General features: G+C 71.7%; 19 protein-coding genes. 15 read left to right on the forward strand and 4 right to left on the reverse strand.

Going from position 1 to position 22,121, the window contains the following annotated elements:
- The first annotated feature begins 85 nt into the window (after positions 1-85).
- The 8 genes from ACOOHE_RS04565 to ACOOHE_RS04600 all read left to right on the forward strand — a co-directional run bounded on the left by ACOOHE_RS04565 (position 86) and on the right by ACOOHE_RS04600 (position 6,618).
- A complete protein-coding gene (locus tag ACOOHE_RS04565) occupies positions 86-1,333 on the forward strand; it encodes a site-2 protease family protein (RefSeq protein ID WP_420456618.1) in 1,248 nt (415 codons plus the stop codon).
- Between the two features lie 237 nt (positions 1,334-1,570).
- A complete protein-coding gene (locus tag ACOOHE_RS04570; RefSeq protein ID WP_420456619.1) occupies positions 1,571-2,326 on the forward strand; it encodes a choice-of-anchor X domain-containing protein in 756 nt (251 codons plus the stop codon).
- The gene (locus ACOOHE_RS04575) at positions 2,323-3,945 is read left to right on the forward strand and encodes a FlgD immunoglobulin-like domain containing protein (protein WP_420456620.1); all 1,623 of its coding nucleotides are present in this window, start codon (positions 2,323-2,325) and stop codon (positions 3,943-3,945) included. Before ACOOHE_RS04570 ends, ACOOHE_RS04575 begins: the two co-directional genes overlap by 4 nt.
- An 8-nt stretch (positions 3,946-3,953) precedes the next feature.
- On the forward strand, positions 3,954-5,027 hold the full coding sequence (locus ACOOHE_RS04580) for a hypothetical protein (protein ID WP_420456621.1): 1,074 nt from the start codon (positions 3,954-3,956) through the stop codon (positions 5,025-5,027).
- A 48-nt stretch (positions 5,028-5,075) separates the two neighbouring features.
- Entirely contained in the window at positions 5,076-5,333 is a 258-nt protein-coding gene (locus tag ACOOHE_RS04585) for a hypothetical protein (RefSeq protein WP_420456622.1), read from the forward strand.
- A complete protein-coding gene (locus ACOOHE_RS04590) occupies positions 5,326-5,745 on the forward strand; it encodes a putative toxin-antitoxin system toxin component, PIN family (protein WP_420456623.1) in 420 nt (139 codons plus the stop codon). Before ACOOHE_RS04585 ends, ACOOHE_RS04590 begins: the two co-directional genes overlap by 8 nt.
- A 128-nt stretch (positions 5,746-5,873) precedes the next feature.
- Positions 5,874-6,128, forward strand: coding sequence for a hypothetical protein (locus tag ACOOHE_RS04595; protein ID WP_420456624.1), 255 nt, complete (start codon positions 5,874-5,876; stop codon positions 6,126-6,128).
- Positions 6,121-6,618 carry a putative toxin-antitoxin system toxin component, PIN family gene (locus ACOOHE_RS04600; protein WP_420457599.1) on the forward strand — a complete coding sequence of 166 codons (498 nt, stop codon included), beginning with the start codon at positions 6,121-6,123 and terminating at the stop codon, positions 6,616-6,618. The genes ACOOHE_RS04595 and ACOOHE_RS04600 overlap by 8 nt, the downstream gene beginning before the upstream one ends.
- Here ACOOHE_RS04600 and ACOOHE_RS04605 read toward each other — a convergent pair.
- Together ACOOHE_RS04605 and ACOOHE_RS04610 are read right to left on the reverse strand one after the other, a co-directional pair.
- Positions 6,555-7,490: a T9SS type A sorting domain-containing protein gene (locus ACOOHE_RS04605; protein WP_420456625.1), complete on the reverse strand. Its 936-nt coding sequence runs from the start codon at positions 7,488-7,490 to the stop codon at positions 6,555-6,557. The two genes, ACOOHE_RS04600 and ACOOHE_RS04605, sit on opposite strands and share 64 nt — an antisense overlap.
- Before the next feature lie 53 nt (positions 7,491-7,543).
- On the reverse strand, positions 7,544-8,341 hold the full coding sequence (locus ACOOHE_RS04610; protein ID WP_420456626.1) for a CPBP family intramembrane glutamic endopeptidase: 798 nt from the start codon (positions 8,339-8,341) through the stop codon (positions 7,544-7,546).
- Between the two features lie 82 nt (positions 8,342-8,423).
- Here ACOOHE_RS04610 and ACOOHE_RS04615 point away from each other — a divergent pair, with 82 nt between their 5' ends.
- Complete coding sequence (locus ACOOHE_RS04615; protein ID WP_420456627.1) at positions 8,424-10,211, forward strand: glycoside hydrolase family 3 protein; 1,788 nt, start codon at positions 8,424-8,426, stop codon at positions 10,209-10,211.
- Between the two features lie 84 nt (positions 10,212-10,295).
- Here ACOOHE_RS04615 and ACOOHE_RS04620 read toward each other — a convergent pair whose 3' ends face one another.
- Together ACOOHE_RS04620 and ACOOHE_RS04625 are read right to left on the reverse strand one after the other, a co-directional pair.
- On the reverse strand, positions 10,296-11,471 hold the full coding sequence (locus tag ACOOHE_RS04620; RefSeq protein WP_420456628.1) for a quinone-dependent dihydroorotate dehydrogenase: 1,176 nt from the start codon (positions 11,469-11,471) through the stop codon (positions 10,296-10,298).
- Positions 11,472-11,577: 106 nt separating this feature from the next.
- The gene (locus ACOOHE_RS04625; protein ID WP_420456629.1) at positions 11,578-14,832 is read right to left on the reverse strand and encodes a peptidase S9; all 3,255 of its coding nucleotides are present in this window, start codon (positions 14,830-14,832) and stop codon (positions 11,578-11,580) included.
- A gap of 272 nt (positions 14,833-15,104) precedes the next feature.
- Between ACOOHE_RS04625 and mrdA the strand changes: the two genes are divergently transcribed.
- From mrdA to argS, 6 genes are all read left to right on the forward strand, one after another.
- On the forward strand, positions 15,105-16,994 hold the full coding sequence (mrdA, locus tag ACOOHE_RS04630; protein ID WP_420456630.1) for a penicillin-binding protein 2: 1,890 nt from the start codon (positions 15,105-15,107) through the stop codon (positions 16,992-16,994).
- A gap of 93 nt (positions 16,995-17,087) precedes the next feature.
- Entirely contained in the window at positions 17,088-18,341 is a 1,254-nt protein-coding gene (locus ACOOHE_RS04635; protein WP_420456631.1) for an FtsW/RodA/SpoVE family cell cycle protein, read from the forward strand.
- Positions 18,342-18,414: 73 nt separating this feature from the next.
- Positions 18,415-18,963 (forward strand): hypothetical protein, encoded by a 549-nt coding sequence (locus ACOOHE_RS04640; RefSeq protein WP_420456632.1) that lies wholly within the window; start codon positions 18,415-18,417, stop codon positions 18,961-18,963.
- 4 nt (positions 18,964-18,967) lie between these two features.
- On the forward strand, positions 18,968-19,171 hold the full coding sequence (locus ACOOHE_RS04645) for a hypothetical protein (RefSeq protein ID WP_420456633.1): 204 nt from the start codon (positions 18,968-18,970) through the stop codon (positions 19,169-19,171).
- A gap of 141 nt (positions 19,172-19,312) precedes the next feature.
- Positions 19,313-19,960, forward strand: a complete 648-nt coding sequence (locus ACOOHE_RS04650; RefSeq protein ID WP_420456634.1) for a hypothetical protein — start codon at positions 19,313-19,315, stop codon at positions 19,958-19,960.
- Between the two features lie 322 nt (positions 19,961-20,282).
- Positions 20,283-22,019, forward strand: coding sequence for an arginine--tRNA ligase (gene argS / locus ACOOHE_RS04655; RefSeq protein ID WP_420456635.1), 1,737 nt, complete (start codon positions 20,283-20,285; stop codon positions 22,017-22,019).
- The last annotated feature ends 102 nt before the right edge of the window (positions 22,020-22,121 follow it).

The raw sequence follows: 22,121 nt of genomic DNA on the forward strand, positions 1-22,121 counted from the left end.
TTTCCCATTTCCTCGTCCCCACGAGCCTGGCGGGCCCGAACTCGCTCGGGCGGCTCGCGTACGCCGCGGCCCCCGACCCCGACCCGTGGAGCCCCGTCCCCCCGCCCCCGGCACGTCCAGCGTGCTCACCGACTACGCGCCGCCGACGCCCGAGGGCGACCGCGTCGGGCTCCACGTCGGCCTGTTCGTGGCCACGCTCGTCTCGGCCGTGTGGTGCGGCGGGCTGCTCGTCGGGCGGAGCGCGCTCTGGGCCCCGGTCGCCGAGGGCACGTCGGACGTGGTCGCGCTGCTGTCGCTGCTGACCGACCGGGCGTTCCTCGAAGACGGGTTCCTCTACGCCGTCCCGTTCCTCGGCTTCCTGACGGTCCACGAGTTCGGGCACTACCTCGCGGCGCGGTGGCGCCGGACGCGCGTCTCGCTCCCGTACTTCATCCCGATCCCGCTGCCCGGCACGCTGGGCACGTTCGGCGCCGTCATCCGGATCAAGGAGCCGCTCCGGCGGACGCGCCAGCTGTTCGACATCGGCGCGGCCGGGCCGCTCGCGGGGTTCGTCGTCGCCGTGGCCGTCCTGGTCGTCGCCGTGCTCACGCTGCCCGGGGCGGACTACCTGCTCGGCGTCGGCGGCCACCAGGACGTCGTGACGTACCTCCGGACGTTCGGCCGCTTCCCCGCGTTCGACGTCGCCCAGGCCGGCGGGGCGACGAGCGCGCTCGTGTTCGGCGACACGCCGCTGTTCCACCTGATCGGGAGCCTGGGCTGGGTGCGGGTCCCGGGCGACGAGATGGTCCACTACCCCGTCCTGCTGGCGGGGTGGCTGGGCCTGTTCTTTACCGCGCTCAACCTGCTGCCCGTCGGCCAGCTCGACGGCGGGCACGTGGTGTACGCCCTGTTCGGGCCGGCCGTCCACCGCGTCGTGGCGCGCGTGACGACGCTGCTCCTGCTGCTCTCGGGCGGCGTCGGGCTCGCGCTCGACCTGAGCCGGCCGCCGGGCCTGTTCGTCTCCGCGTGGACGCTGTGGCCGGCCGTGGCCCTCGTCTACGCGGCGGCGCTGGCGTGGCTGCTCCGCGACGAGTGGTTCCTGGTCGGCTCGGCGACCGCGTTCCTGACGGCCGTCACGGCGTTCCTCGTGGTCCTGCTGCCCGGGCTCGCCGGGTCGGTCGGGTGGACGGGCTGGCTCTTTTGGGTGGGCATGATCCTGGTCGTGATCCGCGTCGACCACCCGCCGGTCCTGGTCGAGGAGCCGCTGACGCCGGGGCGGAAGGCGCTGGGCGTCCTCTGCATCGTCATCTTCGTGCTCTGCTTCTCGATCCAGCCGATCCAGTTTTACGGGTAGCGGGAACGGGTGCGGAGGGTCTCGCGCAGCGCCCCGGGCCGCCGGGTCTCTCGGGACGACGAGGGGAGGGAGACGGGTTCGCCTGGGGACGGGCCCGGCGACGGTGCGAGGAAAGGGGGAATCCGACGCCCCCTGCCCGATCCGCCGTGTCTGGCCCCGCGAGCGGCGGTAGGTTCGGCGCCTGCCACCCGCCCCCACGCGACCCGCCGGACCGCTACGCCGTCTCTCTCCCGTTCGATGCCCGTAGCCCTCCGGCCCGTCGTGGCCCTGGTCGCCCTCACCCTCGCCGGGTGTGACGCCGCGCCCGGGTTCGCCGACGAGGTCCCGCGACCAGCGCTCGCCGACGTCGCGCTCACGCCGACCGCGTTCGCCCTCGACACCGACGCCCCGCGGGCGACGGTCCCCCTCGCCGTCACCGGCACGCTCGACGCCCAAGGGCCGGTCGAGGTCCGGGTGCTCGTCCGCTACGCCGAGACGGACTCGCTGGTGACCGAGACGGTCGCCGAGGTGGCTGGGGGCGCGTTCCGCGTCGAGGCGCCGGTCGTGCTCCCGCGCGGGGCCGTGGGGCCGTACAGCGTCCGCGTGACGACCGAGGGGGCCGACGGCCGCGCGGGCGACCAGGCCTCGGCCGTGCTCGACTTCGCCGCGGCCAACCTGGGACCGCCGACCGTCGTCGCCAGCGCGCCGGGCTCGGTGGCCCGGCCGGCGGAAGGGCGCGTCGCGAGGCTCCCGTTCACGGCGACCGTCACCGACCCCGACGGCCGCGAGAACGTCCGCGCCGTCGTCGCCGTCGACCCCGAGACCGGCGGCGTGATCGGGCGGCTGTTCGACGACGGGGAGGAGAGCGACGCCACGGCCGACGACGGCCGGTACACGGCGGTCATCGAGGTGACCGCCGACTTCGAGCCGGGCACCTACGCGCTCGACCTCGTCGCCATCGACCGGGCCGGGGCCCAGAGCGAGCCGGCGCCCTACGCCTTCACCGTCCGATGACGCGCGCGCTCCTCGCCCTCGCCCTGCTGGCCGTCGCGAGCGGCGCCGGGGCCCAGACCGTCGAGACCGGCGCCGGCACGGCCACGCTGCTCCCCGCCGGCGCCCGCAACGGTGTCGCCGTGCTCGACGCCGACGAGGGCGTCTTGCGGGCCGGGCCGATCCTGGTCCAGATCACCCCGGACGGGAGGGTCTCCGTCCCCGGTCTCGCCCCGGCCTTCGACCCGCCCACGACCGTGAACACGCGCGTGTTCACGGTCGACGCTCGGAACGGCGTCGTCGTCGTTGGGCTCGGGTTCAACGACGTCACGGCCGACGCCGACCGGCCGCCCCAGACGGCGGCGGGCTTCGCCGTCTCGGCCGACCGAGGCGCGAGCTACACCTACCGCTCCCCCGCGCTCGACTCGAGCTTCGACTCGACCGTCACCTACGGCGTCTCGACGCTGCCGGCATTCCCGGCCACGATCACGCAGGGCTCGGCCCCGCTCGACGTCGCGCTCACGGCCGGCGCCGACACCGTCTACTCGGCGAACGAGTACGCCGGGCTCCGCCGGAGCACGGACCTCGGCGCCACCTGGCAGCCCGTCGTCCTCCCGCCGGACACGCTGTTCGTGCTCGACCCCCGCGAGCCCTACGACTTCCTCTACAACCCGGACGTCCGCCAGCCGCTGTTCTTCATCGACGACGATCCCGACCTGCCCGTCTTCGCCCAGTTCTCCACCAACTTCGTCGCGTACTCGGTCGTCGTCGACGAGGCGGGGACCGTCTGGGCAGGGACGCTGGGCGGGTTGAACCGCTCGGTCCGCGTGCCCGGCGCCGACGACTTCGCATGGGTCCGCTACACGGACGCGCTGTTGGGCGGGGCGCTCCCCGGCAACCTGGTGTTCGCGCTCGAGACGCGCCCCATCGCCGACGGCCGCGACGAGGTGTGGGCCGTGTGTCGGAACTCGGGCAACCCGTTCACGACGGACGAGGAGGAGAACGGCGTGGCCGTCTGGCGCGGCGACGACGCCGACGGGTTCGCCGTGTTCGAGACGGTCCTGCTGGGCGTCGTGGCCGAGGACGTGGCCTTCGACGAGACGCGCGCCTACGTCGCCGCGAGCGACGGGCTCTACGTCTCCGACGACGACGGGGCCACGTGGCGGGTCGTCCGCGTGTTCCGCGCGGCCGACGGCCGGCCGCTCCCGCTGTCGGGCCCGACGGTGCGCGCCGTGGCCACCACGCCCGGCGTGGTCTGGGCGGGCACGCCGGACGGGCTGCTCAAGAGCACCGACGGGGCCCGCACCTGGGAGCTGTTCCGCGCCGACGTCCGCCCCCAAGCCCAGGGCGACGACGACAGGACGGTCGACGTCTACGCCTACCCCAACCCGTTCAACCCCCGCAACGGCCAGGTGCGCGTCCGGCTCGACCTCGACGCGCCGGCCGACGTCACCGTCCGCGTGTTCGACGTGGCCATGAACCTGGTCCGGACGCTCGACGCGCCGGGCCGGCCGGCCGGCCCCAACGAGGTGTTCTGGGACGGCCAGAGCGACGGCGGCTTGCGCGTCGCGAATGGGGCCTACATCTACACCGTCGACGCGGGGGCCGAGCGGTTCTCGGGGCGCATCCTGGTCATCCAATGAGCGGCTCGATGGGACAAAGGCACGGGGCACGGGGCACGGGCCGGCGGATCGCCGTGCTGGCGGGCCTGCTGCTGGCGACGGCCGGCGCCGCCGTGGCGCAGGGCGCGGGCGCGTTCGCGCGGATGGGCATGGGCGCCCGGTCGCTCGCGGTCCCGTCCCAAGTCGCTGACCGCTCGGGCTACGCGAGCCCGTTCCTCAACCCGGCGCTGGCCCCGTTCGCGCCGGCCCAGGGCGTCGAGCTGACGGCCGGCCGGCTGGCGTTCGACCGCTCGTGGGAGGCCGTCCAGGTCTCGGCTCCGCTCCGCCCGCGGTCCGGGTTCGCCGGCGGCGTCGTCCACGGCGGCGTCGACAACATCGACGGGCGCGATGCGAGCGGGGTCCCGACCGACGGCCAGAACGAGGACGGAACGCTCCGGGCCGACGAGTACGCCTTTTTCGCCGCGTTCGGGACCCAGTTCTCCGAGCGCGTCTCGGCCGGCGTCGGCCTGCGGCTGTACCGGAACGAGCTGTTCGAGGGCACGCGCGCGCCGACGGCCATCGGGATCTCGCTCGGGGCAACGGCCCAGCTCGGCGACCGGCTCTCGGCCGGGCTCGTCGTCGACGACCTGTTCGCGCGCTACGAGTGGAGCTCGACCGGCTCGGCGAGCGCATCGGCGACCGACTACTTCCCGACGCGCGTCCGGGGCGGCGCGGCCTACGCCGTCGGCGACCGGGGCGCGGGCCGTCCGCGTGTGACCGTCGCCGCCGAGGCCGAGCTGTTCGTCCAGCCTTTCGAGACCCGGCGGCCCGGCGGCATCGAGGTGACCGGGACCTCGCCGGCCGAGACCTCGACGACGCTCGACGTGACGCTCGCCGACGTCCAGGGCCGCGTCGGCGGCGAGCTCTGGCTGACCGACGGGTTCGCGGCCCGGCTCGGGCTCGACCGGATCGGGGCGGGCGAGGCCGGCGAGCTCCGCCCGTCGGCCGGGTTCGGGATCGAGCAGCGGGTCGGCGAGCTCGACTTGCGCGTCGATTACACGGCCGTGGTCGAGCCGTTCGGGACGGCGCTGATGCACCTGGCGACGGTCCGGCTGGGGCTGTAAGCGAGTGGGCGGCGTCGTACGTTGGATCGTCCCGTTGCTCTCGCTGCCATGACGACGCTCCCGATCCCCGTCGATGACGCGACCGCCGCCGCCTTCCGCGAGGCCTCTGCCTCCGCACGTGCCGACATCGAGCAGTCTGTCGCCGAGCACATCCGTCAGGAGTTGGCCGACCGACGAGCGCGCGCGCGCAAGGCCGATTCGTTTGCAGCCATCGCTGATCGGCTCAGCCGGGAGGCAGAGGCGAACGGGTGGACCGAGGAGATGAACGAGGCGCTCCTCCGCGGAGACCTCGACCACGATGAGTAGTCCGCGGTGCGTCGTCGACACGAACGTGCTCATCAGTGCAGGGCTGTTTCGGGACCGGGGCCCTCGTCGGCTGGTCGAGTGGGTGATCCGTTACGGCACGTTGCTCGCGTCCGAGGAGACGGTGAAGGAGTTCCGTAGCCGCTTCGTGGGCCGCGACAAGTTTGACAGGTACCTCCCCAAGGAGAGCCGGGAGGAGTTCGTCGTGGAGGTCATCGAGGACTCGGAGGTCGTCGCCGTCACCACGCGCCTAGCGCTCTGCCGCGACCCGGACGACGACCGATTCGCGGAGCTGGCCCTCGACGGAGCCGCCGACGTGGTGGTCACCGGCAACACGCGCGACTTTCCGGCGGACATCCGCGGCATTCCCGTCGTCACGCCAGCCGCGTTTGTCGAGCGTTACGTCGGGCGCTAGCCCAATCCGCCAGGCGCCTCCACCAGCGCGCCGAGCCCGACCCCGCTCGCGACGGTCCGGCTGGGGCCGTAGGGGAGCGAACCGGCGGGGCGGTACGTTGGAGCCCGAGACGTCCCCCTCCGCCTGCCATGACGACGCTCCCTATCGAGATCGAGGTCGACGACGCGACGGCCGCCGCTTTCCGCCGGGCTCCGGCCGACACGCGCGACCGGATCACCCAGTTCGTGACCGACTACGTCCGAGAGGCTGTCCGGCCAGACGACACGCCTGCCGCTCGGATCCGGCGGATTGCCGACGCGCTGGGCCGCGAGGCTCGGGCGAACGGGTGGACGGACGAGGACGACGCGGCGCTGCTCCGTGGCGACTTCGACCGCGATGGGTGAGACGCGAGTCGTCCTCGACACGGACGTCCTGATCAGTGCCGGCATCACGCCTCATGGGGTCTCGATGCGCGTGCTCCAATGGGTCCTCGACCACGGGACCCTGCTCGCGTCGCCAGGGACGCTGGAGGAGTTCGGCGACCGATTTGTGGGGCGGACCAAGTTCGACCGCTACCTGAGCTCGGCCAGCCGGCGTCTGTTCGTCGCCGAGGTCTCTGCAGCGTCGACCCTCGTTCACGTGACCTCTCGGCTCGCCGTCTGCTCGGACCCTGACGACGACCGCGTTGTCGAACTCGCCGTGGACGGACGTGCCGACGTGCTCGTGACGGCAACAGGCGCCACTTCCCCGAGGCTGTCGAGGGCACCCCCGTCGTCACGCCGGCCGCGTTCGTGGCTCGGTACGTCGAGGGCTAGCCGGGCCCGTCCCCTTCACCGAGCAATCGTCACGCGCTGCGACTGGCGGACCGTCTCGCCGACGGCGCGGACGACGTAGACGCCGGCCGGGAGCGTCTGTGCCTCGAGCCAGAAGGTGTGCTCGACGTCGCCCGCCAGCGGTCCGTCGTGGAGAACGGCTAGGCGGCGCCCGAGCGCGTCCGACAGGTCGACGGTGACGGCCTCCGTGCGGCCGAGGCGGAGCGTGAACGTCGCCCGGGCGGCCGTCGGGTTCGGGGCCGGCGCGGTCAGCCGCGCGCGGTCGGGGGCGGCCTCGTTGGCCGTGGCGAAGCTGAAGTCGCCCTGGATGCTGCGCTCCGCCCACTGGATGACGTCGCTGGCTTCGAGCGTGGCGATGGCGTCGGCGAGAGCCACGCCGTTGATGACCCACCGCTCCGACTTCGAACCGTCTGCGTAGGTCACCGAGTAGGTGACCGTGCCACCGAGCGACTCGCGGAGCGCGGCGACCGAGTCCGCATCGGCGGCGTCGAACCCGACCGAGAGGGGACCGCCGAGGAAGCGGGGCGCCTCGAACGTCGCCGACGCTGCGGTTGGATGCGTGGAGGGCGGTTCTGCCCAGCCTATACCGAGGTAACCCCAGACCGTCTGCTCCCCGCCGGTCTCCGGGACGCCGAGCTCGGCGGGTGGCAAGATCCACACGTAGGACAGCGTCTGCTGGGGCGAGATCGTGTACGGCACGCTGTCCGCCGTGCAGACGGTCGGCAAGGACAGCGTCCCGTACGTCAGGCCGACGACGCAGGTCGACGACGACTCGAACGTGTAGTCCGCGTTGCCCTCGTTCGTGAGCGTGTACCGGAGCGTGATGGTCTCGCCGTAGGCGTAGGTCTCCTGATCGGAGATGAGCTCCGGGACGAGGGCCGGCTGCGCCCCTACAGTCGAGACGAGGAGGACGAGCAGGAAGAGCAGACGCATGCGGCCGGTGGAGGACCACTGGAAGAATAGGGGACGCTGTCCTCCAGTCCAAGTCAGCCCAGCCCGCCGAGCGCCTCCGCCAGCGCGCCGAGCCCGACCCCGCTCGCGCCGGTCCGGTAGCGAAGCGTGCAGAACAGGTCGAGCGCCAGCATCTGGGCGGCGTGGATCGGGACGGCGATCCAGAAGCTCCGGCACCGCCACACCAAGGCCCCGAGCGCGAGCCCGCCCACGATGGAGAGGTAGGCCTCGGCCGGCGGCTTCTGCGCGTGCAAGATGGCGAAAGGGACCGTCTGCGCCACGATCGCCAGCGGGGCCCCCAGCGCCGGCGCCGTCCCGAACAGCACGAACCCGCGCCACAGGTACTCCCACCCGATCCAGTAGAACAGGAACAGCGCCTCATAGCCCAGGAACACGCCCCAGTCGGTCTTGGCCCCGAAAAAGTGCGGGTACTGAGCCTGGAACGCGATCCCGTCCGACAGCACCCACGTCCCGACGACGACGAGCGGGAGGTAGGCCAGCGCGAGCCCGCCCGCCAGCTTCCAGTCGCCGAGGCCCAAGCCCGCCTGGGCCGGCGTCTGCCGGAACCCGACGACCAGCATCAGCGCCGGGACCACGAACCCGAGCACGCCCTGCATCCCGAACCACCACGCCCACGACCCGAACGCGGGGTCGGCGAAGCCGAGCGCGTTGTCGAGCGTGTCGAGGTAGACGCGCCGGCTCCCGACCTGGAGGTGGAACAGAACCAGGACGGTCGCGGTGAGGAGCACGACCGCGGCCCGTCGGGCGTTGGGGGAGAGGCCGGCGACGGCGGCGCGGAGTCCTTGCCACTCGCCTCGGAGGCGGTCTATCATCACACGGACGGGGGCGGGGCCGACGGGCCGCGGCCAGCAGAGACGCCAGCCGATCTCGAAGATACCCGGCCCTTCCCCACGCATGCGCCTCGCCCTCTCCCTCGCCGCCGCCCTCGTCGCCGGACTGGCCGGCGTGTCCGGCTGGGATCGCACCCCCCCCGTGCCGGTGCGGCCCGGCCCTGTCGCCGAGGCCCGCGACGACTCGCTCGACGCCGCCCGCCAGGCGCTCGTCGACTCGCTGCTCGCCCCGTACGCCGGGTTCGAGGCGCCGGCCGGCGTGCCCGACGCCCAAGCCGAGCGGTGGGCCGAGGCGACGCTCGAAGGGATGACGCTGGAGGAGCGCGTGGCCCAGCTGTTCGTCGTCGAGCTCGGCGCCGTCCGCGACCCCGACGGGCTGGCGCGGCTGGGCGTCGGCGGGTTCCACGTCAACCGGCGGACGCCGCCGCAGGAGGTCCGCGCGGTCGTCGCCCGGTTAGGCGCGCGCGCGCCGGTCCCGCTGTTCATCACGGCCGACTACGAGTGGGGCGTCGGCACGCGGCGGTCCAACTTTACCGAGCTGCCGGCGGCCATGGCCTACGGCGCGGCCGACTCGGAGGCGCTGGCGGAGGTCGGCGGGGCCGTGACGGCGCTCGAGGCGCGGGCGCAGGGCGTCAACGTCCTGTTCGCGCCGGTCGCCGACGTCAACAACAACGCCCGGAACCCGATCATCAACACGCGGTCGTTCGGGGAGGACCCCCAGCGCGTCGGCGAGCTGGCGGCGGCCTACGTCCGCGGGGCCCAGGCGCACGGCGTGTGGGCGACGCTCAAGCACTTCCCCGGGCATGGCAACACGGACACGGACACCCACGTCGCGTTCGCCTCGGTCCCCGGCGACTGGCGCCAGCTGTGGGCGACCGAGCTGGCGCCCTACCGCGTGGCCCTCGCCGCCGAGCCCGGCTTCGTGATGTCGACGCACCTGTGGGCCCGGGCGCTCGACCGGACGGCCACGCCGGCCACCTTCAGCCGGGCTGCGCTCACCGACGTCTTGCGCGACAGCCTGGGCTACGACGGCTTGATCACCACCGACGCCATGAACATGGGCGCCGTCCGCGACCGCTACGACGCGCGCGACCGGGCCGTCCTCCCGCTGCTCGCCGGGGCCGACATCGTCCTCAACGAGACGTCGCCGCGCCGGGCGATCCGCTACGTCGTCGAGGCCGTCGAGCGGGGCGAGCTGCCGCGTGAGCGGGTCGACGCCTCGGCCCGGCGGATCCTCCGGGCCAAGGCCCGGCTCGGCCTCCACACGGCGCCGGCGCCCGACCGCAGTCGCCTGCGCCGGATGCTGACCGAGGTCCGCGGCGCCCGCTTCGCCGACGCCCTGACGCAGGCGGCCGTGACCGTCGTCCGCCCCGGCCCGCTCCCGATCCGTCGCGGGGAGCGGGTGGCCCTGGTCCAGCTCGCCAACTTCAACGCCGACCGGCCGATGACCCAGCTCGAACGCGACCTCGCGCCCGACGCCCGCGCCCGCGTCTCGACGAGCGGCGGAGGCCGGGCGTCCGCCGTCGCTGCCGCTCGCGGCGCCGACGTGGCCGTCGTCGCGATGCACCTGCGCGTCAAGCAGGGCGCCCCGCCGCGCCTGACGCCGGCCCAGCGTCGCGCCGTCGAGGACATGGAGGCGACGGGGACGCCGGTCGTGCTCGTCGTCCTGGGCAACCCGTACGCCGCCGCGCTCGTGCCCGACGCGGCCGGCGTCGTGGTCGCCTACGACGAGACCACGCGCACCGCGACGGCCGTCGCCGACGTGCTCGCCGGGCGCGCCCGGGCGACGGGTCGCTTGCCGGTCACCGTTCCGGGCCTCCGAGAGGAGTCAGGAATGAGGAATCAGGAATGAGAAGTTGGGGTCGAGCACAGAGGCCGTGACCCGACCACTCGTTGATTCCTGACGCTTGATTCCTGACGCCTGATTCCTCTTTCCTCACGCATCCGCCCCCACCGCGTCGGCGAGCGTGGCCAGGCCGTCGCGGTCGAGCCGGCGAACCAAGCCGCGGTGGATCCGCCCGATCAGCCCCGGCCCTTCGTAGACGAGGCCGGTGTAGACCTGGAGCAGCGTCGCCCCGGCGCGGACGCGCGCGTAGGCCGCCTCCGCCGAGTCGATCCCGCCGACGCCGATGATCGGCACCCCGCCGTCCGTCGTCCGGTAGAGGTGGCGGGTTAGCGCCGTCGCCCGGGCCGCGAGGGGGCGCCCGCTCAGCCCCCCCCGGCCGATGCCATCGAGGGTGCCGGCGTCCGTCCTCAGCCCGTCCCGGTCGGACGCCGTGTTGGACGCGACGAACCCGACGACGCCGTGGCCGAGGCAGATCCCGACCAGCTCGTCGACGGCCCCCACGTCCACCCCGCCAGCGGCCGGTGGCGACAGCTTGACGAGGACGGGAGGAGGCTCGCGGCGCTCGTGGGGACGAGGCAAGGGGGATGAGGCAAGAGGCGGTGAACCGTTGGTCGCCCCGTGCCCCGTGCCCTGTGCCCCGTGCCCTCCGAGCTCCGCTCGGACCGCGCCCAGCAGCGCGTCCAGCGCCTCGGGCGTCTCGAAGGTCTTGCCCTCGGCCGTGTTCGGGCACGACACGTTGAGCGCGAGGTAGTCGGCGTGCGGGGCCAGCAGGCGGACCGACCGGCGGAAGTCGTCGACGCCGGCCTCGCCCAGGATGGCCGGGTCGTGCGTCTTGGCCACGTTGACGCCGAGCACGAACCCGGGCGGGCGAGGGGTGGCCGCCAGCCGCGCGGCGACGGCCTCGGCCCCGTCGTTGTTGAGCCCCATCCGGTTGACGAGCGCGCCGTCGGCCGTGAGCCGGAAGGCGCGGGGCCGCGCGTTGCCCTCGGACGGCCGGGCGCTGACCGAGCCGACCTCGGCGGAGCCCAGCCCGAGCGCGGCCCAGAAGCCCACGAGCGCGGCGTTCTTGTCGAACCCAGCCGCGAGCCCCACCGGCGACGCGAACCGGAGCCCCCACGCCGTCTGCGCCAGCCGGCCGTCGGCCCGGGGGAACAGGGCGCGGACGACGCCCGGCGCCCGCTGCCCCAGCCGCGCCGCCCGGACGCCCCACCCGTGCGCGGCCTCGGCGTCGAGCCGGAAGAGGAGCGGGCGGACCAAGCGGTACACGAGAGGACTCAGGAGTCAGGAAACAGAAATCTGGGGGGTCGCCGTCGCTCGCGGAGGGCCAGACGCCCGCCCGCTGATTCCCGATTCCTCTTTCCTGATTCCTCGCTCACCAGCCCGGCGAGATGTTGAACCCGAACACGCCGCGGCCCGGCGTCACGTCGCCGTCGATCTCCCAGCGTGAGAACGGAAGGGCGTAGTACGGCTCGACGATGATGGCGCCGAGCAAGTTCACGCGCGCCGACACGCCGGCCGAGAAGATCGGCTTCTGGTCGCCGAAGGCCGACCCGTAGCAGACGACCTCGACGTCACAGACCAGGTCCTCGCCGTCGACCGGCGGGCCGGAGATCCCGAAGTACGGGGCCTCGCCCCATGCGAACCCGGCGTCGCCGAAGAAGACGAGCTCCGTCGGCAGGTACGGGAACGAGATGAGCCCGAGCTGGGGGACGCCCAGGAGCGGGAGCCGGGCCTCGACCGAGGCGACCGCGAGCCGGCTCCCGTAGATCCGGTCGACAAAGGCACCGAAGGTCTGGTTCGAGTCGAACGAGCGCGGGTTGTAGCCCCGGACCAGTTGGGGGTTGCCGAGCAGGACCGGCGTGAGCCGGCCCGATTCGGCGTCGGCGCCGTAGCGGCCGAAGTGGAGGAACCGAGCCGCGAGCGTGACCGGAGCGCGGCGGGGGAGAATCGGCGGGCGCGTGAACAGGTACTTCCGCGCGTCGGCCGTGAGGGTCGCGAACATGAGCGAGCCGGCCACCAGGTCCACGCCGGCCCGGTAGCGCCCGCCCCGGATCGGCGACGTGAACCCGAACAGCGACGTGTCGCCGACGTAGGCGACGCCGCCCTGGCCGAGGTGGAGCGGGTCGATCTGGAACGTGTCGAGCTCGCGCCGCTCGATGCCGATCTGTCCGCTGCCGGTCTGGTAGTACGCATCGTACTCCACGTCGTAGCCGAGCCGGCGGTACCCGACCTCGGCCTCGAACCGCTGGCTCTGGTTGAGCGGGTACGACGTGAGGCCCGAGACCTGGGTCACGTACGTCCGGTAGTAGTACCGCGTGAACCCGAGCACGTCGACCTCGTCCGGCTCTTCGAGGGGCGGCCGGTCGTAGAACACTTGGAGGTACGGGATGTGGCCCGCGAGGGCCCCGTACGTCAGCCGGCCCCCGCGGTTGAGGTAGAGCGCCTGGCCGCCGATGTCCTTGAACGTGCCCTGGGCCGCGACCGCGAGCCCGAGCACGTTGTCGCTCAACTGGTCCGAGAACAGGAACGAGATGCCGCCCGAGATCCCGAAGCCCGAGTTGTAGTACGGGTCGGTCCCCACGCCCACCTGGGGCTGGCTGATGTAGTCGAGCGAGAGCTTGGGGCTGTAGCCCCGCGTCGGGAAGGTCTGGGCCTCGGGGAGCCCGCCGGTCGCGTCGGCGATGTAATTCTGGACGATCGACCGGTCGTAGGCGTCGAGCGGGGGGAGCACGTCGGCCGTGGCGCTGGCGTCGTCGGCGACGGCCGTGCCGGCGGCGTCGGCGGCGTCGGTCCGGTAGACCGAGTAGCGCTGGCCCTCGAACACGGAGTACGCGAGGTTCCCCGTCTGGTCGGCGACCGAGAGCGCGGGCGAGAGGTCGGCGATGCCGGCGACGCCCGTCGCCAGGTTCGTAACCTGGAACGCCTCGCCCGTCTCGACATCGAGGCGGTAGACATCGTTGAACCCGCCGCGGTCCGAGATGAAGTACACGCTCCGGCCGTCCGGGGCCCACGCCGGGTTGATGTGCTTGACGTCCGAGAACACGTCCAGCGTCTCGACGGTGCCCGCGGCGACGTCGTAGAGCGCGAGCTGCATCGGCGAGAACGTCAGGCGGACGAAGTCCGTCCCGGCCCCGCGGTCGGTCGAGAACGCGATCTGGGTCCCGTCGGGGCTCCACGCCGGCTGGAGGTCGGCGTAGCGGTCGTTCGTGAGCTGGCGGACCTCGCCGGTCGCCAGCGTGACCGTGTACAGGTCGGTGATCCCACCGCGGACGCCGGCGAACGCGATCTGCGTCCCGTCCGGGCTCCACGACGGGTCCTTGATCGCCCCGATCCCCTCGACCGTCAGCCGGCGGACAACGTCGCGGCGGTCGACGTCCAAGAGCGCGATCTCGTTGTCGCCGCCGGCGAACACGACGTAGGCGAACTGGGTCCCGTCGGGGTTCCAGGTGCCCGCGCTCTCGATAAACCGGAGCGCGTCGAGGTGGGGGTCCGTCGTGGCCGACTCGAGCTTGGTGAGGACCTCGCCCGTCTCGGCGTCGGCCAGGAACAGGTCGATCCCGAACAGGTCGAGCTCCGAGAGGTAGGCCACGTAGCGGCCGTCGGGCGAGAGCTGGGGCGCGATGTTGATGGCGCCCGTCTCGCGCTCGCGCGCCAGCAGCCGCGTCGCGGCCAGCTTGGGGAGCGAGTCCGGGTAGGCGAGGTAGCGCGGGCGGTCGGGCCGGTCGCCCTCGGCGATGGCCTGGGCGCGGTCGCGGCGCTGCTCGGCGATGGCCTCGAGCTCGTCCGGCGTCCGGGGCGGGCTGGGCACCGACCGGCCGGCGGCCGGCGGGGCGAGCTGGGCGCGGAGCGCGCTTTCCCACCGCTCCGAGAGCGCCTCCTGCGGCAGCCCGGTCACGGCCACCAACGCCGAGTCGAGCGGCATCTCGAGCGCCGTCCGGAACAGCTGGACGCCGGCCTGGTCGCCGTAGGTCCCGGCGACGAAGGCCCAGAACGGCTGGCCGTACTGGTACTCGTTGTAGCCCCCGCTCCGCTGGAGCTCGCCGATCGTCGGGAAGTCGTCGCGCAAGATGGCGTCGCGCATCCACATGGCCGTGAGGGCGTCCTCGCGGCCGACCGAGTAGTACTCGGCCATCCCCTCGATCACGAACAGCGGCAACCGGATGAACTGGGCGAACCGGCCGGCCCGCTGCGACATGTCGTACTGGAACTGGTGGACCAGCTCGTGGCCCAGCACGTGGTCGGTCTCGGCGTAGGTCCCGGCCATCGGGAGCACGACGCGCTGTCTCGCCCCCTCGGTCACGCCCTGGGTCCCCTCGCCGATGTTGGCGATGTTGGTCTGGCGGAAGTCGGCGTCGTCGGCGTAGAGGATGATCGACTTCCGCTCGTCGAACTCGTGGTCCAGGATGGACGAGAGCCGGTCGTACCACCGCTCGGCCATCCGGGCCACGTCGCGCGAGGCCTGCTCCATCCCCTCGTAGTAGTAGAGGTCGAAGTGCTCGGTCTCCAGGATCCGGAAGGCGAAGTCGTCGTAGCGGACCTTGTTGCGGCCGAAGTACTGGGCCTGGGCCGAGGGCGCGAGGGCCACCAGCGTCGCGGCGACGAGCAGGGCCGAGAGGAGAGAGCGCATGGGGAAGCGGTGCGGGAGAAAGTGGCCGGGCCAGGGCCGTGCGGCGTCACGGGGGGCACGGGGGATCGCCCTGTCCCGACGCCTCGAAAGCAGACCAACATACCCGGCCGGGCCGGGCGTGTTCTTCGGGGCGAGCTGGCCGGACCGTCGTCCGGGGATCCCCGAGCCGGGCGGGCGTGGGAAGAACCCGCGTGTGGCACGAACCGCGCGGAGGCGTCGTTCGTACGCTCCGCCCCTCAGGGCCCTCCGAAACGCCCCTCCCCCCGGACTCCATGCCTACCGTCCTCGCCCAGACCGCGCAAGACGACGCGCGCCTGCGCTACCGCGTGTTCAGCGTGTTCGTGCTGGGCTTGGTCGCCTTCCTCGGCGCCCGGCTGGTCCAGATGCAGATCATCGACCGGGAGCAGTACCAGGACGAGGCGGCCGGCAACGCCATCGAGACCAAGATCGTCCGGCCGGCGCGGGGTTACATCTTCGACCGGAACGGGATCCTGCTCGTCGACAACGAGACGACGGTGAGCGTGACCGTCGCGCCGCGCTACTTCGACGAGGCCGACCTGCCCCTCGTGGCCGAGCTGGCCGGCCGGCCGCTCGACGAGGTACGGGCCCGCTACGCCGAGATCACCGAGCGCTCGGCGTACCAGGAGGACGTGCTCTTGGAGAACGTCCCGTTCTGGACGTTCGCCCGGCTCCAGGAGAACCAGTACCGCCTGCGCGGGATCGACTTCCGCGAGGACCAGCAGCGGCGGTACCACGGCCCGGCCCGGCTCACCCACGCGCTCGGGTTTGTCAACGAGATCAACGCCGACGAGCTGGACCAGAAGCGGGAGCAGGGCTACCGCCTGGGCGACCGGATCGGGAAGTCGGGGATCGAGGCCGAGTACGAGCCGGTGCTCCGGGGCCGCGTCGGGCGCGCGTTCGTGCTCAAGAACGTCCACGGGATGGAGGTCGAGCGGTACGAGGGCGGGGCCGAGGACGTCGACCCCGAGTCCGGCTTCGCGCTCACGCTCGCCGTCGACGCCAAGGTCCAGGCCCTCGCGGAGTCCCTGTTCGTGAACAAGCGCGGCGGGGCCGTCATGATGGACGCCAAGACGGGCGGGATCATCTCGATGGTCTCGGCCCCCGACTTCGACCTGTCGATCTACCGCGACGGGTTCACCCAGGCCGAGGTCGACTTCCTCTACCGGAACCCCGAGCAGCCCGACTTTAACCGGGCCACCCAGACGGCGCTCCCGCCGGGCTCGACGTGGAAGCCGTTCATGGCCGCGTGGGCGCTCGAAATGGGCATGATCGACGAGGACACCGACCTGTACTGTGCCGGGGGCTACGTGCTCGGCCGGCTCTACCGGTGCCACGGCGGGAGCCACGGCCACATCGCCGTCCGCGACGCGATCCGGGTCTCGTGCAACACGTTCTTCTTCCGGCTGATGAACGACACGTTCGTCAACGCCCGGCACCCGGACGGCATCCGGATGGACCTCGACGTGTGGGGCGACTGGGCCCACCGGTTCGGGTTCGGCCAGCTCGCCCCGCTCGACATCCCGAACCAGGGGACGGGCCTGATCCCGGACTCGTCGTACTACGACCGGGCGTTCCCGGCCGGGTGGGGCCCGGGCTACACGGTCAACCTCGGGATCGGCCAGGGCAACATGGGGTCGAGCCCGCTCCAGTTGGCCCGGGCCACGGCCGCCATCGCGAATGGCGGCACGCTCGTCACGCCGCACCTGGTGATGCAGCAGACCGACCCCGAGACCGGCGTCACGACGACGCCGTCGCGGCGGCGGGCCCAGCCGGTCGGCGTCGAGCCCCGGAACCTCCAGGTCGTGCGCGAGGGGATGGCGGCCGTGGTCACGGCGGGGACCGCGCGGCGGGCGCAGATCCCGGCGTTTGGGGACTTCGCCGAGATCACCGTCGCCGGCAAGACCGGCACGGCCGAGAACCCGCGCGGGAAGGACCACGCCGTGTTCATCGCCTACGCCCCGGTCGACGACCCCCAGGTGGCCGTCGGCGTCATCGTCGAGAACGCCGGCTACGGCTCGACGACGGCGGCGCCCATCGCGTCGCTCATGATCGAGCAGTTCATGCGCGGCCGGATCGCGTCGCCGCAGCGGAACGCGCTCATCCCGTTCGTCCGCGCCCAGCGCTCGGTCGGCCGGATCTAGAGGGGAAATGGGCAATGGGGAAATGGGAACGGGCAGACGCCTGATCCGCCCCCTCTGCCATTTCCCAGTTCCCCTTTCCCTAATTCCCCTCCTATGCGTCCCTGGTACAAGAACCTCGACTGGGTCTCGCTCGCGTTGTGGGCGACGCTCGTCGGCATCGGGCTGGTGGCCATCTACAGCGCCACGCACGGGCCGGCGCGCGAGTTCTTGCTCGAGTCGGTCCAGCAGAACTTCAACCGCCAGCTCCAGTGGTTCGGGATCTCGGCGGTCGTGCTGGGCATCGTCCTGCTGTTGCCAGCGCGGGTGATCGTCAAGCTGGCGCCCGTCGCCTACGTGATCTGCCTGGGCCTGCTGGCAGCGGCGCTCGCGTTCGGGCGCGAGGTGAACGGGGCCAAAAGCTGGCTCTACATCGGGCCGGTCGGGTTGCAGGTGGCCGAGATCGCCAAGGTCGGGACCGTGCTCGCGGTGACGGCGCTCCTGTCGCGGAAGGAGGCCCGGCGCGGGAGCGTGCCCTACCTCGTCGGGGCCGTCGTGCTCATCGTGGTCCCGGCCGTGCTCGTCGTGATGCAGAACGACACCGGCACCGGGCTCGTCTTCCTGGCCTTGATCCCGGTCATGATGTTCTGGAGCGGGGCCGTCTCGCTCCCGTGGATGGCGCTCGCGGCCTCGGCCGCCGCCGCCGTCTACCTCGTGATCGTGAACCCGGCGTGGGCCGCGATCTTCGTGGTGGCCGCGACGGTCGGGATGCTGCTGTGGACGCGGTCGAAGGGGATGGCGGCGCTGCTGTTCGTCGGCGTGGGGCTGGTCGCCGTCGCGGCGTGGTTCGGGCTGTTCCGGGTGCTCGAGCCGCACCAAATCGACCGGTTGGTCGCCTTCGACGACCCCGAGGCGTTCCGCTACGGGGCCGGCTTCCACGTGATCCAGGCCAAGGCGGCCATCGGCTCGGGCGGCCTGCTGGGCAAGGGGTTCACCGAGGGGACCCAGACCCAGCTCGCCTACATCCCCGAGAACTCGACCGACTTCATCTTCTGCGTGATCGGCGAGGAGTTCGGGTTCCTCGGCACGATGACGGTCCTGCTCGTGTTCGCCTTCCTGCTGATCCGGCTGGCGGGGCTCGGCGTCCAGGCCGGGTTCGCGCTGCCCCGGCTGTTCATCGCCGGCGTGACGGGGATCTTCCTCGTCCACATCCTGATCAACGTGGGCATGACGATCGGGCTCATGCCGGTCATCGGCATCCCGTTGCCGTTCATCTCGTACGGCGGCTCGGCGCTGCTGGCGAACACGGCCATGCTGGCGATCGCGCTGAACCTCCACGCCAAGCGCGACGAGTTCGCGGTGTACTCGTAGCGGGTGGTTATGCTGCTTGCGCCTCGGCGTCATCTCGTTACCTTCTGCCCCGCCCTAATCGCCCTTGTTCAGCATGTACAACGCCAAGCCTTTCAGGGGCAAGCTTGCCTCCCGGACGAAGGAGGAGTGGGAGAAGCAGATTGAGGCGTTTGAGCGCGACGAGGACGTTTTGCTCGCCAGCATGTACGAAGCGCGCCTGGCGTTTGCGTCCAAGCACAAGGACACTGGCCCCTACGGCTTTCACTACGGAATCGTAGCAGAGGGGAAGGATTACGCGCAAGCGGTCATCGAGGTGACCCACAAGCGCGTGCGTGAGCCCCAATTGAAGCTGCTCCAGATCACGCTCGAGCCGCATCTCGACCTTGATAATCGAGACGGCGCGGTCATTGCAGCCCCTGAGGAGGGCCTACAACTCCTCGTCAGCTCGATCACTGCTGCGCTTCGCCTCACCTTCACCGACCATCCATCCCTCGTCTTGAAGATTTACGCGCGAACCGACTACATGCGCGCGTTTTTGGCCCAGGTGGCCGAGGTTCTCTCCCGCGACGAAACACCAATCCCGGAGGGATTGTACATTGAGTGGGAGGGCCGCTGGCTCCTCTTCAAGATGAACAACCGGTAACGCCATGACACGCTCTTACACACTTGAGGCCTTCGAGGCCACCAGGGAGCAGCTTGAGTCCGCTCTGCTTGGAGCTTTCCAAGAGGTCGCTGCTGACTGGGGCGACCGGGTTTGCCTTCTCGACTGGTTCACGGTGAACGCTGACTTCCACATCGCGGTTGAGCAGGCCAAGCAGGCTGAACTCGCTCCCGCTGAGCAAGCAGCATAACCTGCCGCTGCAGGCCGACAGCACGCGCCGCCGCTTTGCTTCGTGCAAGCGGCGGCGTTTTCTTTGCCTCGTCCCACGCCCCGGTCGTTGCGCGCTGCGGCTGAGCGGCCCTCTCACACGGTCGACAAACCGCCTCGTCTGATGCAACTCGAAACCGAGGCCGGCGGTGTCGTCCGGTTCCCGTCTCCGAAGGAAGCCGCGAAGGCCGCCCGGGGGATCGGTGGCGCCAACGGTGACTTCGCCATCTTGGTCATCGGCGACGCGTTCGTCCAAGCTGCGCGGGCGCCGTCGGGCGAGTACGTTTTGGAGTACCGAGAGGGACCAGCCGGTCCGCATCACCAAGCCCTCTCCATCTCGGCCGACGTGATAGCGGACGCTTTCGAGCGCTTCGCCGCTGGCGACGAGACTCGGAACCCGAACGTCCGGTGGAGCCTGCTGGAGACTCGGGCGGTCTCGAACATCATGTCCGGTGGGCAGCGGCTCCCGGAGGGGTTCTACGAGATCGCACCGCGCCTCCGCCGTGGCGATCGGCCGCTCGACATCCGCAACGACATCATGGAGGCGACGGGACTCTCGAAGCTGGCGGCGGCGAAGCGAGTCGAGGAAGTAGAGAAGCTTATTAAGGCCGCGAAGGCTGCTGTAGGTGGCGCGCTACTGTCGTTCATCGTCGTCGCCTTCTTTCACGAGTCGATCCTGCACTGGGCCATCTTCGGGCTCGGCGGCCTGGCCCAACTCGGATTCGCGTGGTACATCTTCCGCGAGTCGCGCCCTGCTCGCCAGGCCGTGTAACCCGCGCCTGCAGGCCGACGCGGAATACCGGCGCTCTCGCTCAGTGGCGCGGGGCCGGCCGTCGGCAAGGGGGAGGCCTGTCTGTGAACAGCGGGCGAGGCGTCGGGGCCCGGCGTACGTGCTGGGTAGCTTGGCGGTCCGCTCGGGACCTGTTCGGGAATGGCTTCGTGTCGCTCGCGAGGTCCCCTCTCCCCCCGGGAGAGGGACAGGGTGAGGGGCATTCCCTGGCGCCTCGGCCCCCGGACCGCCCCCTCACCCTCGCCCCCCAGAGGGTGAGGGGGGACCCGACCCCGTTCGCCAACCCGCTTCTCAACGCCGCATCATGGAGGACGCCCTCGCCGCCGCCGTCCGCGCCGCCCTCGCCGGGCTCCCGGACCTCCCCAACGACTTCGACGCCCAGTCGGTCGCCGTCGAGTTCCAGACGCCGAACGACCCGACGCACGGGGACCTCGCCACGAATGTGGCCATGCAGTTGGCGCGTCCGCTGCGCCGGAGCCCGCGCGCCATCGCCGAGGCCGTTGCCCAGACCATCGCCGTGGACCCGGCGCGCGTGGCGGCCGTCGAGGTGGCCGGGCCCGGCTTCCTCAACGTCCGATTCGCCAGCGCCCACCTCACGACTGGCCTCCAGGACGTGCTCACTCAGGGCGACGCCTACGGCCGGACCACCGACCACGCCGGCGAGACGGCCATCGTCGAGTTCGTCTCGGCCAACCCGACCGGCCCGCTGACGGTCGGCCACGGGCGGAACGCGGTCCTGGGCGACACCATCGCCGAGCTGCTCGCGTGGACCGGCTACGACGTCACGCGCGAGTACTACTTCAACGACGCCGGCCGCCAGATGCGGGTGCTCGGCCAGAGCGTCCGCGCGCGGTACCAGGCCATCGTCCGCCCCGACACACCGACGAAGACGCTGGAGGACGGGCTCGTGGTGCCGGAGAGCTTCCCCGAGGACGGCTACCGCGGCGAGTACATCACCGAGGTCGCCCAGCACTTGGCCGACGCTCGGGGCGACGCGCTCCTGGACGCGCCCGACGAGGGCCCGTTCACCGACGCCGCCCGCGACGCCGTGTTCGACGAGATCATGGGCACGCTCCGCCGGCTCGGCGTCGAGATGGACCGGACGTTCAACGAGCGGACGCTCTACGCCGAAGCGGACGGCCAGCCCGCGCCCGTATGGGCCGCCGTCGACACGCTCCGCGAGCAGGGCCTGGTCTACGACCGCGACGGCGCCGTGTGGTTCAAGACCTCCGCGCTCGGCAAGACCGTCGCCACGAAAGACGGCGGCGAGGAGGGCAAGGACGTCGTGCTCGTCAAGGCCAGCGGCGAGCCGACGTACCGGCTCCCCGACATCGCCTACCACCTCGACAAGGTGGCCCGCGCCGACCTGGTGCTCGACGTGTTCGGGGCCGACCACATCGCGACCTACCCCGACGTCGTCCGCGGCGTCCGCGCGCTGGCGGGCGACGAAGCGGCGGACCGGATCGACGTGGTTGTCTACCAGTTCGTGACGTTGGTGCGGGCCGGGCAGCCGGTCAAGATGAGCACGCGGAAGGCAACCTACGAGACGCTCGATGACTTGGTGGACGAGGTGGGCGAGGACGTGACGCGGTTCTTCTTCCTGATGCGGGCGCCGGGCACGCACTTGGAGTTCGACCTCGACCTGGCCAAGGAGGCGTCCGAGAAGAACCCCGTGTTTTACCTCCAGTACGCCCACGCCCGCATCGCGTCAATCGAGCGGAAGGCGACCGAGACCGGGCTCGATGCGTCGGCCGACGCCGATCTGGCGCTCCTCGACCACGAGAGCGAGGAGGCCCTCGTCAAGACGCTCTTGCAGTTTCCCGACGAGATCCGCGCCGCCGCCGAGGCCCGGGCGCCGCACAAGCTGGCGACCTACCTCCGCGACGTGGCGACGGCGTTCAACGCCTTCTATCGCGACTGCCGGATCGTCGGTGAGGAGACCGGCCTGGCGACGGCCCGCTTGAAGCTGGCGACGGCCACGCGGACCGTCCTCAAGAACGGGCTGACGGTCTTGGGCATCGACGCACCGAAGTCGATGTAGCGCCGCCGGGCGGCGCCCGTAGTAGGGACACGGCGTGCCGTGTCCGCGTGCTGCGTCCCGTCCGCCGAGCCCGTCGTAACCCCGCCGCCTCCGGTCCCGTAC

Source organism: Rubrivirga sp. (assembly GCF_965213695.1).
Taxonomy (GTDB): domain Bacteria; phylum Bacteroidota; class Rhodothermia; order Rhodothermales; family Rubricoccaceae; genus Rubrivirga.